Source organism: Mesorhizobium sp. M0491, assembly GCF_040321265.1.
GTDB lineage: Bacteria > Pseudomonadota > Alphaproteobacteria > Rhizobiales > Rhizobiaceae > Mesorhizobium.
In genome coordinates this window covers 100168-115103 of the sequence record NZ_JAMYRE010000012.1, presented here as the reverse complement: position 1 = coordinate 115103, position 14936 = coordinate 100168, and the positions used below count along the sequence as shown (strand labels likewise).

Genomic DNA, 14936 nt, shown 5'->3' with positions numbered 1-14936 from the left:
CGGGGCGGGCCGCGCATGCTGAAGCTCGAACATCAAACCCTGAATGACCGCGCCTATGGCTCGCTCAAGCAGGAATTGATTTCCGGTGGCTTCAGCCCCGGGCAGACGCTGGTCATCCGCAAGCTCGCCGAGACCTTCGGCATCTCGACGACACCGATCCGCGAGGCGCTGCAGAGGCTTGTCGCCGAGCGGCTGCTCGAGATGCAGAACAACCGCTCGGTCATCGTGCCGTTGCTGTCCGCGCCTGCCTTCGAGGAGCTGACGCGCATCCGCATCGCCGTCGAGGGACTGGCGGGCGAGATGGCAGCGACCAGGATGACGGAGAGCGCGCTCGCTGACATCCAGGCCACGCTCGCCGGCATGCAGCGTGCCATCGAGGCCGGTGACGCTCGGGCCTATCTGACGCTGAACGAAGCGTTCCACTTTGCCATCTACCAGCAGGCCGGCGCGCCGATCCTGTTGAACATGATCCGCGACCTCTGGGGGCGGGTTGGACCCTATCTCAAGCTGCTGATGCAGGCCGATCGCTACATCCCGCACTCCAACGACGCGCATCGCAAGATCGTCGCCGCACTGGAGCAACGCAGCGGCCCCACTGTGCGGGTCTTCATAGAAGAGGACATCGCGATGGCGGCCGCCGTGCTGTCGGCAAACCTTGACGCTGCCAAGCTACTGTCGGCCTAGCTCGTCCTGTCCAGCCGATCGCGCAGCATGCTCCAGCCGAGCAGCATGTTGGGCGCGTGCCGCAGCAAGGCATGGAACGGGATTGGCGCCGGCGGCGCAAAGGGCAGCGACAGGTCGCGGGCCTCGGTTCCAGAGGCCCAGTCCGCCAGAACCTTGCCCATCGCCGTGGTCATGGCGATGCCGCGGCCGTTGCAGGCGCGCCCGGCGATCAGGCCTGGGCCGAGGTCGATTAGGTGCGGCAGGAAATCCGGTTCGACCGCGGCCATTCCCGACCAGCTATAGGCGAGTGGCGGCAGGTCGGGCAGATTGAGATGTCGGCCAAGCCTTCGCCAGATCGTCTGCGGTACGCGCGTGTCGGCACCGGTGCCAAGGATGTGCATGCCGCCGCTGATCAGCCGGTTGTCGGCGTCGAAGCGGAAGGTGAAGAGATTGCGCCTGGTGTCGCCGACACCTTGCCCACCGGGCAAGAGGCGCGCGCGGATTTCGGGCGGCAGCGGCGCCGTGGCGATCTGGAAAACCTTGAGCGGGAAATAGGTTCGCTGCAATGACGGATTGAGGGACCAGCCATAGGCGTTGGTGGCGATCAACACCTTTGCGGCGCGTACCGATCCCGCCGGCGTTTTCAGCACCCAGCCATCGGCTATGCGATCAACCGAGGTGACGCGCGTCAGCTCGAAGATGCGCGCGCCGGCCTTCTCCGCCGCATCGGCGAGCCCGCGTGCATAGGCGACCGGATTGAGCACGCCGCCAGAACGATCCATCCAGCCACCGACATAGCCTGGCACACCCGTCAGTGCTTCGACTTCCTGCCGATCCAGTGTGACTGCCGGCCGGCCAAGCTGTGCCCATTGCCCGGCACGTGACTTGACCTTCTCGAAGGCGGCTGGCGAATGCGCCGGCTGGATCCACCCGTTCTGCACCGCGTCGCAGTCGATGCCGTGCTGCCGGATCAGGCGGAAGACCAGGTCGGCGCTGCCGGCGGCGAAATCGATCAGTCTTTCGCCGCGCGAAGGTCCGAGATGGGCCAGTATGTCGACCGGGTCCATCTTGGCGAAGTTTGGTACGACGAAGCCCGCATTCCTGCCGGTCGCGCCCCAGGCGATGAATTCGGCTTCGAGAACGGCGACGGAAAGGCCTTTCCCGGCGGCGTGCAGCGCGGTTGAAAGGCCGGAAAAGCCGCCGCCGACAATGGCCAGGTCGACATTGAGCCCACCTTGCAGCGCCGGCCGCTCGCGGCGGCTACCGCTGACGGCATGCCAGAGCGAAGCGCCTTGTGCCTCCTGCCGGATCACGGCATTCATGAGCCGGAACTGCTCTCGCCCGCAGCGATCTTCGCCCGCTTGCTGAAGCGGCGCCGCCGCGGCCTGTCGCCGAACAGGCCGTTCGGCCGGATCAGCAGGATGACGCAGAGCATGACGCCGATGGCGGCGATCTGCAGCGCGGCGGCGCGAGCCTGCTGTTCCGGCGGGAACAGGATGCTGGTCAGCGTGCCCGATCCGGCCCATATCGCCCACACCAGGATGCTGCCGATGACGGCGCCAAGATTACTGCCCGAGCCGCCGACGATCAGCATCACCCAGACCTGGAAGGTCAGGATCGGCAGGTAATTGTCCGGCGCGATGAAGCCGGTGAAGTGCGCCTGCAGTGCGCCGGCCAGCGCCATGATGGCGCCGCCGACGGCAAAGGCCTGGACGCGGTAGAAACGCGCGCTCTTGCCAAGCGAGATCGCCGCCCGCTCATCCTCGCGCAACGCCTTCAAAACCCGCCCCCATGGGCTGCGCGACAGGTGCTCCAAAGCGAGATAGGCGATCAGCGTCACCACCGATACGACCGCGAGGTTGGACAGGTTGAACAGCAGCGGCGTCTCGGCAAGGCTGCCGAAGGGGCGCGGGATGAAACCGATGCCGAACGGGCCGCCGGTCAGCTTCTGCGCGTTGAGCGCGACCAGTTGCACCACCACGGCGACGCCGAAGGTGGTGATCGCAAGATAGTCGGATCTCAGCCGCAGCGTCGCCATGCCGGTAAGCGCCGCGGCGATGCCGCCGACAACCATGGCGCCGAGCCAGCCGACAAGGATCGGCAGGCCGAAGCCGCCCAGCCGCGCGGCATCGTCCGGTGTGGTCAGCAGCACCGATGTATAGGCGCCGATGGCGACGAAGCCGGCGAGGCCGACATTGAACAGGCCGGTCAGCCCCCATTGCAGATTGAGCCCCAGCGTGACCAGCGAAAAGATCAGCGCGGTGGTCAGGAAGAAGGCGCCGTAGCCGAGCAGGTCCATCAGCGTTCCCTCACACCAAACAGGCCGATAGGCCGCACGAACAGCACCGCCATCAGGATGATGAAGGAGACGGCGGCGCGCCACTCGGCTCCGATCAGCTGTACTGCACCGGCTTCGGCGAACCCGATGATCAAGCCACCGAGCACCGCGCCAGGAATGCTGCCGATGCCGCCGAGAATGGCGGCAGCGAACATCGGCAGCAGCATGTCGAAACCCATGAACGGGCGGATCTGCACCAGGATGCCGATCATCACGCCGGCCACGCAGGCCAGCGCCCCGCCGATGACCCAGGTGACGCGCACCACGCTGGCGACATCGATGCCGACGATGCGGGCCAGCGCCGCGTTCTGGCTCAAGGCCTGCATCGAGCGGCCGGTCTGCGTGCGCGTTATCAACAGATGCACGCCGAGCACCAGCACCGCGGTCAGTAGCAGCAGGGCGATCTGGTCGGGCGTGATGCGGATGCCGAAGCCGACCGGCATGGCGATCTGGATTGCCCGGCTGAAATAGGTCGGCCGCGAGGTGAAAGTGAATTCGAGCAAGCTTCTCAGCGCCATCGAGGCGCCGAAGCTCGCCATCACCACGATGATCGCCTGGCCTTGCGAGCGAAGCCGCGAAAACAGCACCTTGTCGAGCAGCAGCGCCAAGAGCGCGGTGAAGGCCATGCCGATAGCGAGCGCAACAATGAGCGGCCAGCCGAAGGACAACGGTGCGATCGGCGCCACCTTGCCGACTGTCGCGCCGATGGCGCTGACGACGGCCAGCGTCGCATAGGTTCCCCAGGCCATGAAGTCGCCATGGGCAAAGTTCGAGAAGCGCAGGATCGAATAGGTGAGCGTCACGCCGATGGCGCCGAGGCCGATCATCGAACCCGTCAGCAATCCGTCGACGACAAATTGCAGGCTCATGCCGCACCTCCCGTGTCGGCCTTACGGGGGCGCTGGCCAAGATAGAGTTCGGCGACCACCGGATCGTTCCATAGTTCGGAGGCGATGCCCTCGTGCCGGTCCTTGCCTTCGACCAGCACATAGGCGCGGTCGCCGATGGCGAGTGCCGCCTTGGCATTCTGCTCGACCAAAAGGATGGTGACGCCGGACTTGCGGATGCCGGCCAGCATCTCGAACACCATCGAGACGAATTTCGGCGACAGGCCGGCCGACGGCTCGTCCAGAACCAGCACTTTGGGGTGGACGATCAGCGCGCGCGCGACGGCCAGCATCTGCCGCTGCCCGCCCGACAAATTGCCGGCGGCGGTGCGACGCTGGCGCACGAGATCGGGGAAGGCCGAATACATCTCCTCGATGCGGCCAGGGATCTCGCGCCGTTCGAGGATGCCGCAGGCGACTTTGAGATTGTCCTCGACCGACATCAGCGGAAAGATGTTTTCGGTCTGCGGCACGAAGGCAAGCCCGAGCCGAACCATGGTGTGGGCAGGCGCGGCCGTGATGTCCTTGCCGTCCAGAAACACCGTGCCGCCGGTGATCGGGACGAGGCCGGCGATTGCCTTGATGAAGCTCGACTTGCCGGCGCCGTTGGGGCCCAGCACGACGACGATCTCACCCTTGGCGACGATGATCGAGGCGCCGCGCACGATCGGCACGCCGGGCTCGTAGCCGGCCTCGAGGTCGCGGACATCGAGGACGATCTCGCTCATGCCGCGCCTCCGAGATAGGCCTCGATGACACGTGGGTCGCGGGCGACTTCCTCTGCCGTGCCTTCGCTGAGCAGCTGGCCGCTCGCCATGACGAGGACGCGATGGCAAAGCCGCGTCACCATGTCGATATTGTGCTCGATTAGCAGGAAGGTGATGCCGCGCGCATTGATGTCGCGGATGCGTTCGATGATGACTTCGAGCAGCGTCGCGTTGACTCCGGCGGCCGGTTCGTCGAGCAGGATGATCGCCGGGTCGGCCATCATGACGCGGGCGAGTTCGAGGAGCTTGCGCTGGCCGCCGGAAAGCACGCGCGCCGGCTCATGTGCGAGGCGGGTGAGGGTGACCAGTTCCAGCAGTTCGAGCGCCTTTGTCCTGGCGGCTCTTTCCTGCGCGGCGACGCGCCATGGCGTCACGAAATTGGCGAGCAGCTTTTCGCCGGCCTGACCTTGTGCCGCCAGCATGATGTTTTCGATCAGCGTCAGATTGGGCAGCGGGCGCGGTATCTGGAAGGTGCGGCCGAGACCGCGTCCGATGCGCAGATGTGCGGCTTCGCCCGAGACTGGCGTACCGTTGAGAAGGATTTCACCGCTGGTCGGCAGGATGCTTCCGGCAAGCAGGTCGAACATCGTCGTCTTGCCGGCGCCGTTGGGGCCGATCAGGCCGAGGATTTCTCCCGCTTTGACTTCAAACGAGACATCGTTGACCGCGACAAGGCCGCCGAACCGCCTGACGACATTTCTTGCCGTCAGAACCGGCGCGCGGGTTTCCCCTTGCCGTTTGGTTGCCTCGCTCATCAAACCCTCTGGCCGAAGACGATCGTTGCCGCCTTCTGATTATGATTTGTGATCACACTTGCTTTGATCACGCTATTCGGCTTTAATTTCATCCGCAAGCCGAAAACCGGCCAAGAACGGAATTCCATGCAAAAGGCTGCCATCGAAAAGAACAACGAGGCGATCGCGGCCCAACTTGCGCCGGTCGGCCGCGAAACGGTGCAGGACCGCGTCTACTCCGAACTGCGCCGTGCCTTGATCGGCGGCCTGTTCGAGCCGAGCCAGGTGTTGACCATCCGTGGCCTGGCCGATGCGCTGGTCACTTCGACCATGCCGGTGCGCGAGGCGCTCGGCCGGCTGATCACGGAAAAGGCGCTGGAGGCGCTTCCCAACCGTTCGGTGCGTGTGCCGCCGATCACATTGGAACGCCTCGATGATCTCTTGCGTGCCCGCATCCTGATCGAGGGCGAGGCGATCGCGCTGGCGGCCGCCCGCATGGGTCCGCGCCAGATCGCCACCATCGAAACCATTCTCGGCGAATGGGACGAGATGCGGGCGCTGAAACACAAGAAGGACGTCGATCGCGAAGTGACGCTCAACCAGAGCTTTCACTTCGAGATCTACCGCTCCTGCGGCTCGGCCGTGCTGATCCCGATGATCGAAAGCCTGTGGCTGCAATCAGGCCCCTGCATTCGTGTCGCCATCTACGCCTTCTCGGAAGCCGGCGAGGTCGACACCGCCCAGTATCACCGCCGCATCGTCACGGCGCTGTCCACGCAGGATGCGCAGGCCGCGCGTGAATCACTGGTCGCCGACATCAGCCGCCCCTTCACCTTCCTGCGCAGCAAGCTGCAGGCTGCCGCCGCGAAAGACCAGACATGACCGCCATCAGGATCACCGAGCCACGTTCGAAGCTTTCCGTCACCGCATTGTTGCTGTCCGAGAAGGCGCCGGAAAACGCTGCCTTCCTCTTGGCCTATCTCGGCACGCCACGCGTCGTTCCGGGTATCCATGCGATGTGGACAGGGCCTGAGATTTCCTGTCCAGTTCCCGCCGCCGCCCTCGAGGGCCAGGCCTATGCAAAACCGTTGCCGGCCGAGAACGCGACGCTGACGCCGCAGCCGGGCGACATCGTCCTGTCCTATGTGCCGCCACGCATGTGGGGCGGCAATCCCAATGCGATCTTCGACATCGGCCTCTACTACGGGCAGGGGGCGCGGCTGTTGTTCCCGATCGGCTGGCTGGCCGGCAGCGTGGTGGCGCAGGTGCGTGCCGGGGAGCGCGATCAGTTCGCCGCCGCTTGCGGCGTCATCCGGCGCAACGGCGCCTGCGATGTCACCTTCAGCCTGGTGGAGGCCTGAAATGACCGACGACAGTTTCGAACTCTTCGATCTTCGCGTCGAGGCGGTCATCCCCGAGGGAAAACCGATCTATTGCGGCGCCAGGGCCGGCGACTATTTCGAGCTCAAGGGCGAGATGCTTTCGATGCCGGCAGGGCAGGGGTTTTCGATCTATTCGCTCGCCGCCGTCTTGCCGCTGCTGGCGGCCAAGCAGCGCCCTACCGACAGGAACGACTGGATGACCTCGGACGCCGAGATCGCTTGTCCCGATCCCAATTGCGCCAGCCGGCTGCGGATTGTCAGGGTGGCCAAGCGACGGTTCAGCCACGCCGAGACGACGGCCGTGCCGCTGCCGAAGGAGGATGACCAGAGATGAGTGCCAAGACCTTCGAACTCGGCCCCGGCTACACCATCTCGCGCGTCATTCGCGGCGGCTGGCAGCTGGCTGGTGGCCACGGCGCCATCGACCGCAGCCAAGCGGTGGCCGATCTGATCGCCACTTTCGATGCCGGCATCTGGACCTATGATTGCGCCGACATCTACACCGGCGTCGAGGAACTCATCGGTGCCGCGCGCCTGCGGCTGGCCAGCGAGCGCGGCCTCGACGTCGCCGCCCGGATGAAGGTGCACACCAAGCTGGTGCCCGACCTCGAACGGCTGGCCAGCATCAGCCGCGACTACATCAGAGGCATCGTCGACCAGTCGCTGCGGCGGCTGAAGACCGAGCGGCTCGATCTCGTGCAGTTCCATTGGTGGGATTATGACCAGCCGCGCTATGTCGATGCGATGGGCTGGCTCAACGAGCTTAGGCTGGAAGGCAAGGTGCGCAATCTCGGCACCACCAATTTCGATACGCCGCGGCTCACCGAAATCCTCGCCGCCGGCATCCCGCTTGTCAGTCAACAGCTGCAATATTCCGTGCTCGACCAGCGGCCGGGCAACAGCTTGGCGGCACTCGCAAAACAGAACGGCGTCAGCTTCCTCTGTTACGGCTCGGTTGCCGGCGGCTTCCTCAGCGACAAATGGCTCGGTGCGGCCGAACCCGCCACGCCGCTCGAAAACCGCTCGCTGGTCAAATACAAGCTGATCATCGATGATTTCGGCGGCTGGGATCTGTTCCAGCACCTGCTTCAGGCGCTGAAAGCCGTTGGCGACCGCCACGGCGTCGACATTGCCACCATCGCCAGCGCCTGGGTGCTGGAACAGCCGCAAGTGGCGGCTGTCATCGTCGGTGCCCGCAACCAGGCGCACGCCATTGCCAATGCGAAAATCATGGACGTGGCGCTTGACGCCGAGGACCGGGCGCGGATTGCGGCCGTCATCGCGCAAGGCGCGGGTCTCGAAGGTGATGTCTATACGCTGGAACGCGACCGCCGCGGCCGCCACGGTTCGATCATGCATTACAACCTCAATGCGGGGAAGAAATGAGCGGCGAACCCTCCCTGTTTTCACGCGCCAGTGCCGAAATCATCGACCTGCACCGCTTCTTTGTCGACTGGTTCGTCGCCGCGCGCGCCAACACGGCTGATTTCGGCCGCTTCGAACGCGCGATGGGAAAAGACCTCAGCATGGTCGCGCCGGACGGGCAGATCCTCGACCGCGAAGCGGTCGTCGACCATGTCCGCTCAAGCCGCGCCTCTTGCGACGACGGTTTTGCCATTTCGATCGAGGATATCCGGCCCGGCTGGCAGGACGCCGATACCATCGTCGTCCTTTATGTCGAAGCGCAGCTGCGCGCAGACAAGCACAGCCGACGCCAGTCGAGCGCCGTCTTCACCACCAGTTCATCGGCGCCCAACGGCGTCGAATGGCGACATCTGCATGAAACCTGGCTGCAGGTGCCGGAACGCTGAACAGGTTCCAGAATTCAAATACAGTCGAGTAACGAAAAGGGGAACAACAATGACAAAGACGATACTCCAACTCACCACCGCGCTCGCTCTCGTCACGATGGCGGATGCCGCGCAGGCAGCCAATTGCAAGATCACCGTCGGCCTGGTCATGGAACTGACCGGTCCGGCCGGCGAATACGGCCAGGCCGGCGCCAAGTCGGTCGAGATGGCCTTCCGCGACATCAACGGAGCCGGCGGTGTGCGCGGCTGCGATCTCGTCACCGACACGCGCGACAGCCAGAGCCAGGGCAACATCGCCGTCGACGCCGCCACCCAGTTGGTTCAGGTCAAGAAGGTGCCGGTCATCATCGGTGGCATCATCTCTTCGGTGTCGATCCCGATCCTGACCTCGGTCACGGCACCCGCCAAGATCGTCCAGGTCTCGCCGGCTTCGTCCTCGCCGACGCTGACCGCGCTCGGCCGCGACGGCAAGACCAACGGCATCTTCTTCCGCACCATCACTTCGGATGCGCTGCAGGGCGTCGCCGCCGCCAAATATGCCGTCGACAAGGGCTTCAAGAAACTGTCGATCATCCACGTCAACAACGATTTCGGCGTCAACATGGTGGCCGAATTCTCGCGTGCCTATAAAGCGCTCGGCGGCACCATCGTCTCCGACACGCCCTACAACGAGAAGCAGTCGAGCTATGCCTCGGAAGTCACGGCGGCGATGGCCGGCGAACCGGACGGGCTCTATCTCGTCAGCACGCCGGTCGACGGCGCCACGGTTGCCCGCACCTGGATCTCGCAAGGCGGCGTGCAGAAATTCCTGCTCAATGACGGCATGAACAGCCCTGATTTCATCGAATCCGTCGGCGCCGATTATCTGAAGGAAGCCTACGGCACGTCGTCCGGCACCAGCCCGACGGCCTCGACGGAGTATTTCACCAAGAACTACAAGGAATTCTCCGGCATCGAACCGACCAATCCGGCAGCCGACCGCTCCTATGACGCCGGCGCGATTGTTGGCCTCGCCATCGCCATTGCCGGTTCGGAGGATCCGGCCAAGATCAAGGACGCGATGTACAAGGCGGTCGATCCGGCCGGCACGCCGATCTTTGCCGGCAAGGAAGAGTTCGCCAAGGCGCTCGGCTTGATCAAGGACGGCAAGCCGATCCGCTACGAAGGCGTGATCGGCCCGGTCGCCTTCGATAAATATGGCGACATCACAGGCCCGTTCCGGCTGTGGAAGATCGTCGACGGCAAGGTGGCGACGGACGGTGAAATGACCACCGACGATGTCAACGCCTTGCAAGCCAAGCTTCAGTAAGCATCATTCCGTTTGTCCGGCATCGATTGTATCAGCATCGATGCCGGACCAAGACTATGGCTGCTTCATTGCTGCGCTCTTGCCCGGCACTCAAGTCCGTTCCGTCGCGACCTGCCTGGGGATGAGAAAGCGGGCGGCGAGCACGCAGAGCAGCACTGTGAACATCAGGATCAGCGCTACCAGCGCATTGATGTCAGGTGAGAAGCCAAGCCGCATCATTGCCCACAGCCTGACCGGCAGCGTGCTCTGGGTACCTGTGACCAGGATCGTGATCATGGTCTCGTCGAACGACAGCGCGAAGGCCAGGATGGCGCCGCCGACCATGGCGCTCGACAGGTTCGGCAGGATAATGCGCCAGAACGTCTGCCAGCCCGTGGCACCGAGATCGTAGGACGCTTCGACCAGCGTGCGGCTCATCGACTGCAGCCGCATCAGCACCGTGCGGTAGACGATCGCCAGCACGAAAACCGTATGCCCGATGACGACCGTCAGCAGCGAGCGTTCGAGGCCGATTTCGCGGAAGAAGATCAGCAGCGCTAGGCCGCTGATGATCGGTGGCATCAGGAACGGCAGGAAGATGATGAACTGCAGCACCGAGCGTCCGGAACGGCGCCCATGATAATAGAGCGCCAGCAGCGTTCCGCTGACCACCGACAGGATGACGGTGCAGACGCCGACGATCAGCGTGGTGCGCAAGGCGACCAGTATGTCGTGGTTTTCAGCCAGCGCCACATAGGTCGACAGGGTCGGCGCCGACCAGTCGACGGAACCATGCGAAATGGTGAAGAACGACGACACGATCGGCACGAACAGCGGGCTGTAGAGCAGGACCGCAACCAGTGTCGTGATCGCGGCCAGAAAGATCGTGGACAGTCGGGGCAGGGCGCTCATACCGAAGTCCCCCGGTTGCGGCCAAAGCGTTCGCCGACGAGGATTGCGGCGATCACCACGACGGCCAGCGCCACCGACAGCGCCGCGCCGAACGGCCAGTTATAGGCCGTGCCGAACTGGCTGTAGAGGATGCGGCCGAAGGTGAAGCCGCTGATGCCGCCGACCATTTGCGGCGTCAGGAAATCGCCGATCGCCAGCACGAAGACGAAGCTCGCCGCCGAAGCGACGCCGGGCAGGCTGAGTGGCAAGGTGATGCGCAGGAAGGTCTGCAAGCCGCTTGCGCCGAGATCGTCGGAGGCGCGCAGCAGCACCTGCGGAATCCGCTCCAGCGACAGGAAGATCGGCAGGATGGCGAAGGGGATCAAGAGCAGCGTCAGCGTCAGCAGGATGGCGTTCATGTTGAACACGAAAAGCGTCGACGGTTCCTGCAGGATACCGAGCGCCACCAGTGCCTTGTTGAGGAAGCCGTTGAGGCCGAGGATGCTGCGGATCGCATAGATCTTGATGACGTAGCTCATCAGCAGCGGCACCAGCAGCAGCATCAGCAAGGCATAGCGCCAGCGCCCTTTCAGTGTCGTCAGGAAATAGGCGGCGGGATAGGCGAGCAGGATGCAGATGATGGCCACCGACACGCACAGCACGATGGTGTTCCAGAACACCGGCAGAAAGACTGGGTCGGTGAGGAACCTGATATAGTTGCCCAGGGATAACCCGTAGACGATGGTGCCCTGGTCGACACTGAAGAAGCTGTAGCCGAGGAAGATCGCCAGCGGCACCAGGACGAAGACCACCGGCAAGGCAAACGCCAGCACCGTGACCAGCAGCGACAGTCGTCTTTCCGCAGTGAGTGTCGAGCCGGCTTCGCTCATGCCAGCACCAGATGGCCTTCATACGGCGCAAACGAAAGCGATACAGCCTCGCCGGATTTGAGCGCGCTGCCGTCGATGCGGCTCGGCACGCGCAGCCGCAAGCGTTGCGCAGCATTGTCTGGGCCTGCCGCGATGGTGGCGACGCTCGACGAGCCGGCAAAGGCCATGTCGGAGATCGTGCCGGAAAAACGGTTGTCGGTGTCCTTTGCGTCTGCAAGATGCAAGGCCTCGGGACGGAACGCAGCGTAGGCGCTGGCGCCATCCGCTGCGCCCTTCAAATGCGGCTGGTCACTGATCGAGCAGACCAGGCGGCCGAGCGTCGTTTCGATTGATCGCAACTCGCCCTGGACGGCCCCAAGTTTTCCGGCCACCAGATTGTTCTCGCCGAAGAAACGCGCGACGAACTCGCAATTCGGTCTGTAGTAAAGGTCGTGCGGCGTGCCGAGCTGGCGGATATGACCGGCCTCCATGACGCAGATCCGATCGGCCATGCCGATGGCTTCTTCCTGGTCATGGGTGACGAACAGGAAGGTGGTCTTGATTTCTCGCTGGATGGATTTCAGGAAGATCTGCATCTGCCGGCGCAGTTCGAGGTCGAGTGCCGCCAGCGGCTCGTCGAGCAGGATCAGGCGCGGCTGGCAGATCAGAGCACGGGCGAGCGCGACGCGCTGGCGCTGGCCGCCGGAGAGCTGCGCGGGAAAGCGGTCGGCGAAACGCCCAAGCTGGACTAACTCCAGCGCCTCCGCGACACGGCGCGCGATTTCCTTGCGCTGGATATGGCGAACCGAAAGCCCGTAGCCGACATTGCCGGAAACGGTCAGGTGCGGGAACAGCGCATAGTCCTGGAACACGGTATTGAACGGCCGCCGGTTGATCGGCATGCGGCTGATGTCTTGCCCATCAAGGTGGATCTCGCCCGACGTCAGCGGCTCCAGCCCGCCGATCAGCCGCAGCACCGTGGTCTTGCCGGAGCCGGATGGTCCAAGAACGGTGAGGAACTCACCGTCCCGGATCGACAGGTCGATGTCGTGCAGCACGGGAACCGTGCCGTAGGATTTCGAGACGGACCGCAGCGTCAAGAGGTCGGTGTTCTGGTTCATGAAATACTCTCGCATACGCTTCGGCGGTCCGGAATTCCGGACCGCCTGGTCCTTCGAAGGCATGGTGCGGAAAGATCAGGGCGTCGCCTTGACCTCGTTCCACATGTCCGACCGCTTGAGCGGGTCCTCGACATTGTTGAGCCAGACCAGCGTGTCGTTGCCACCGGCGCTGCCGGTTTCCGTCACCGTGTTGCCGAAGCCGGTGCGCTCGGAAAGCTCGCCGCCGACCTTCTTGCTCAGCATGAAGTCGATCCATTTCTCGGCTGCCGCATTGTCACGGACACCCTTGGAAATGACCCAGTTGTCGAGCCAGGCGAGCGCGCCCTCGCTTGGGTTGACGTAGGCGACATGGGCGCCGATCTTCTGCAGCGCCTTGACCTGCTGCTGGCCGTAATTGGCCCAGATCAGGGCCACGTCATTGTTCTGGTAGATCTGCTGCGCCTCGTCGGCGGTGGTGTAGAAGCTCAGCACGTTGCGCTTGAGTTCGACCAGCTTGGCCTTGACCGCCGCCATCTGCTGTTCGTTGAGGTTGAACGGATCCTTGTAGCCGAGCGTCAGTGCGGTGAACGAGAAATTGTGCTCGCCATTGTCATAGGCCAGAACCTTGCCCTTGTAGGCCGGGTCCCACAGAACCGACATCGAGGTCGGCGCCGGCTTGACCTTGTCCGTATCGTAGATCAGGCCGATGGAGTCGAAGCAGAACGGAATGCCGTAGACCTTGCCGTCCTTGGTCACGCCGCTGACCGCCGTCAGGTCGCGGAAGCGCGGCAGCACTTCTTTCTGGTTGGCGAGCTTCGTGACGTCGATCGGCGACACCAGGTCGGCTTTGATGTAGCGCTGCAACTGGGCGGTGTTGACGGCGAAGACGTCGAAGTCCTGGCCTTCGCTGCCCTTGATCTTGGCCCAGATCTCGTCGTCGCTGCCGATGAAGACGACATCGACGCCGATCCCGGTCGCGGCGGTGAAGTCCTTGACCCAGTCGGCATCGGCGTAGCCGTCCCAGGCCAGTACCCGCAGGTTCGCGGCGAGTGCCGCCGATGTCATCAGGCCGATGCCGAGCCCGATTGTCGCTAGTCTTAGAAACGCTTTCTTCAGTCCCATTTTTAATCTCCCATTGTCGTTCTGGTGGACCGTAATTTCCGGGCCTGCGCCGTCACAGCTGGGTAACAGCGACCAGTCCCTCGTCCGGCACCGACACCATCCGGTTGCGCAGTGGCTTGCCGAATGTCTGTGCCTGGATTTCATACTCGTCGCCGGAAGCCGTCTTGACGCCGGAGGCGTAGCTCATCACCGCCGCGCCGAAGAAATAGGCATGCAGGTCGCCCGCCCTGCGGTGCATCGGGTAGCGGAAATGGAAGTGTTCGAGATTGGCGATCGAGTGCGACATGTGCGCTTCGCCCGACAGGAACTCCTGCTCCCAGATGACGGTGCCGTCGCGCAGGATGCGCGAATGGCCGCGCACTTCTTCGGGCAGGTCACCGATCAGCAGCTCGGGTCCGATGGAGCAGGAGCGAAGCTTGGAGTGGGCGAGGTAGAGGTAGTTCTCGCCCTCCGTCACATGGTCGGAATATTCGTTGCCGAGCGCATAGCCGATCCGATAGGGGCGGCCGTCCGGCCCGTTGAGATAGAGGCCGACGATCTCGGCCTCTTCGGCGCCGGCGCGCGCGAAGGCCGGCATCGGCAGCGGCGCGCCGGGCGGCACGACACAGGTGCCGACGCCCTTGAAGAACCATTCGGGCTGGATGCCGATCTGCCCGGCGGCAGGCTTGCCGCCTTCCAGGCCCATACGGAAAATCTTCAGCGAATCCGATTCCTCGGTACCTTCGCCATGGGTCAGAACATGCATCTGGTTGCGCGCGGCGGCGCTTCCCGTGTGGGTCAGGCCGGTCCCGGTGACCAGGAAGCGCGCCGGTTCCGGATGGTCGACCGGAGCGAGCACCTGGCCATCGCGTAACAGTTGGTCGTAGTCGATTTTCGCTGTGCCCGTCTGCTTCTCGACCAGCGCTGCGATCGACGTGCCCTGGGCAATTGCCGCTTCGGCCAGCTCCAGCACGCTGCCGGTCTTTTCGAGCGGGTGCAGATGATTGCCGTCATCCGAGACACGGCCAACCCCTCTGCTGCCGTCGGCCATTCTGAACTGAACAAGACGCATGAATACTAACCTTCTTCCCTTGGAGCCGTACGG

At 63.9% G+C, this 14936-nt stretch carries 17 protein-coding genes; 7 read left to right on the top strand and 10 right to left on the bottom strand.

What is annotated here, in order from left to right; translation table 11 throughout:
• Nucleotides 1-15: 15 nt before the first annotated feature.
• Entirely contained in the window at nt 16-684 is a 669-nt protein-coding gene (locus NKI69_RS17395) for a GntR family transcriptional regulator (RefSeq protein ID WP_352554771.1), read from the top strand.
• Here the strand turns inward: NKI69_RS17395 and NKI69_RS17390 are convergent.
• Genes NKI69_RS17390 through NKI69_RS17370 form a run of 5 tightly spaced genes read right to left on the bottom strand, consistent with a single transcriptional unit; the run spans nt 681 to nt 5410 of the window.
• Nucleotides 681-1985, bottom strand: a complete 1305-nt coding sequence (locus NKI69_RS17390; RefSeq protein WP_352722175.1) for an NAD(P)/FAD-dependent oxidoreductase — start codon at nt 1983-1985, stop codon at nt 681-683. The two genes, NKI69_RS17395 and NKI69_RS17390, sit on opposite strands and share 4 nt — an antisense overlap.
• Nucleotides 1982-2965 carry a branched-chain amino acid ABC transporter permease gene (locus tag NKI69_RS17385; RefSeq protein WP_352722242.1) on the bottom strand — a complete coding sequence of 328 codons (984 nt, stop codon included), beginning with the start codon at nt 2963-2965 and terminating at the stop codon, nt 1982-1984. The genes NKI69_RS17390 and NKI69_RS17385 overlap by 4 nt, the downstream gene beginning before the upstream one ends.
• Nucleotides 2962-3870 (bottom strand): branched-chain amino acid ABC transporter permease, encoded by a 909-nt coding sequence (locus NKI69_RS17380; RefSeq protein ID WP_352722173.1) that lies wholly within the window; start codon nt 3868-3870, stop codon nt 2962-2964. Before NKI69_RS17380 ends, NKI69_RS17385 begins: the two co-directional genes overlap by 4 nt.
• Complete coding sequence (locus tag NKI69_RS17375) at nt 3867-4616, bottom strand: branched-chain amino acid ABC transporter ATP-binding protein (RefSeq protein ID WP_128302371.1); 750 nt, start codon at nt 4614-4616, stop codon at nt 3867-3869. Before NKI69_RS17375 ends, NKI69_RS17380 begins: the two co-directional genes overlap by 4 nt.
• Nucleotides 4613-5410, bottom strand: a complete 798-nt coding sequence (locus tag NKI69_RS17370) for an ABC transporter ATP-binding protein (RefSeq protein WP_352609324.1) — start codon at nt 5408-5410, stop codon at nt 4613-4615. Before NKI69_RS17370 ends, NKI69_RS17375 begins: the two co-directional genes overlap by 4 nt.
• 126 nt (nt 5411-5536) lie before the next feature.
• Here NKI69_RS17370 and NKI69_RS17365 point away from each other — a divergent pair, with 126 nt between their 5' ends.
• From NKI69_RS17365 to NKI69_RS17340, 6 genes are read left to right on the top strand one after another with little or no spacing between them, the layout of a single operon-like run.
• Nucleotides 5537-6271: a GntR family transcriptional regulator gene (locus tag NKI69_RS17365; protein WP_127327034.1), complete on the top strand. Its 735-nt coding sequence runs from the start codon at nt 5537-5539 to the stop codon at nt 6269-6271.
• Nucleotides 6268-6750, top strand: coding sequence for a DUF3830 family protein (locus NKI69_RS17360; protein WP_352673978.1), 483 nt, complete (start codon nt 6268-6270; stop codon nt 6748-6750). Before NKI69_RS17365 ends, NKI69_RS17360 begins: the two co-directional genes overlap by 4 nt.
• 1 nt (nt 6751) lies before the next feature.
• Complete coding sequence (locus NKI69_RS17355) at nt 6752-7105, top strand: TIGR04076 family protein (RefSeq protein WP_352673979.1); 354 nt, start codon at nt 6752-6754, stop codon at nt 7103-7105.
• The gene (locus NKI69_RS17350; RefSeq protein ID WP_352673981.1) at nt 7102-8157 is read left to right on the top strand and encodes an aldo/keto reductase; all 1056 of its coding nucleotides are present in this window, start codon (nt 7102-7104) and stop codon (nt 8155-8157) included. Before NKI69_RS17355 ends, NKI69_RS17350 begins: the two co-directional genes overlap by 4 nt.
• On the top strand, nt 8154-8582 hold the full coding sequence (locus tag NKI69_RS17345; protein ID WP_352722170.1) for a DUF4440 domain-containing protein: 429 nt from the start codon (nt 8154-8156) through the stop codon (nt 8580-8582). The genes NKI69_RS17350 and NKI69_RS17345 overlap by 4 nt, the downstream gene beginning before the upstream one ends.
• Before the next feature lie 49 nt (nt 8583-8631).
• A complete protein-coding gene (locus tag NKI69_RS17340; protein WP_352722168.1) occupies nt 8632-9891 on the top strand; it encodes an ABC transporter substrate-binding protein in 1260 nt (419 codons plus the stop codon).
• A 90-nt stretch (nt 9892-9981) separates the two neighbouring features.
• Here the strand turns inward: NKI69_RS17340 and NKI69_RS17335 are convergent, their stop codons facing one another.
• The 5 genes from NKI69_RS17335 to araD1 form a co-directional block, all read right to left on the bottom strand.
• Nucleotides 9982-10782, bottom strand: a complete 801-nt coding sequence (locus NKI69_RS17335; RefSeq protein WP_023808816.1) for an ABC transporter permease — start codon at nt 10780-10782, stop codon at nt 9982-9984.
• Entirely contained in the window at nt 10779-11651 is an 873-nt protein-coding gene (locus NKI69_RS17330) for an ABC transporter permease (protein ID WP_352722166.1), read from the bottom strand. The genes NKI69_RS17335 and NKI69_RS17330 overlap by 4 nt, the downstream gene beginning before the upstream one ends.
• Nucleotides 11648-12751 carry an ABC transporter ATP-binding protein gene (locus NKI69_RS17325; protein WP_352722164.1) on the bottom strand — a complete coding sequence of 368 codons (1104 nt, stop codon included), beginning with the start codon at nt 12749-12751 and terminating at the stop codon, nt 11648-11650. The genes NKI69_RS17330 and NKI69_RS17325 overlap by 4 nt, the downstream gene beginning before the upstream one ends.
• Nucleotides 12752-12826: 75 nt before the next feature.
• Nucleotides 12827-13852, bottom strand: a complete 1026-nt coding sequence (locus tag NKI69_RS17320) for an ABC transporter substrate-binding protein (RefSeq protein WP_023808813.1) — start codon at nt 13850-13852, stop codon at nt 12827-12829.
• Between the two features lie 52 nt (nt 13853-13904).
• A complete protein-coding gene (gene araD1 / locus NKI69_RS17315; protein ID WP_352609329.1) occupies nt 13905-14903 on the bottom strand; it encodes an AraD1 family protein in 999 nt (332 codons plus the stop codon).
• Nucleotides 14904-14936 lie beyond the last annotated feature (33 nt).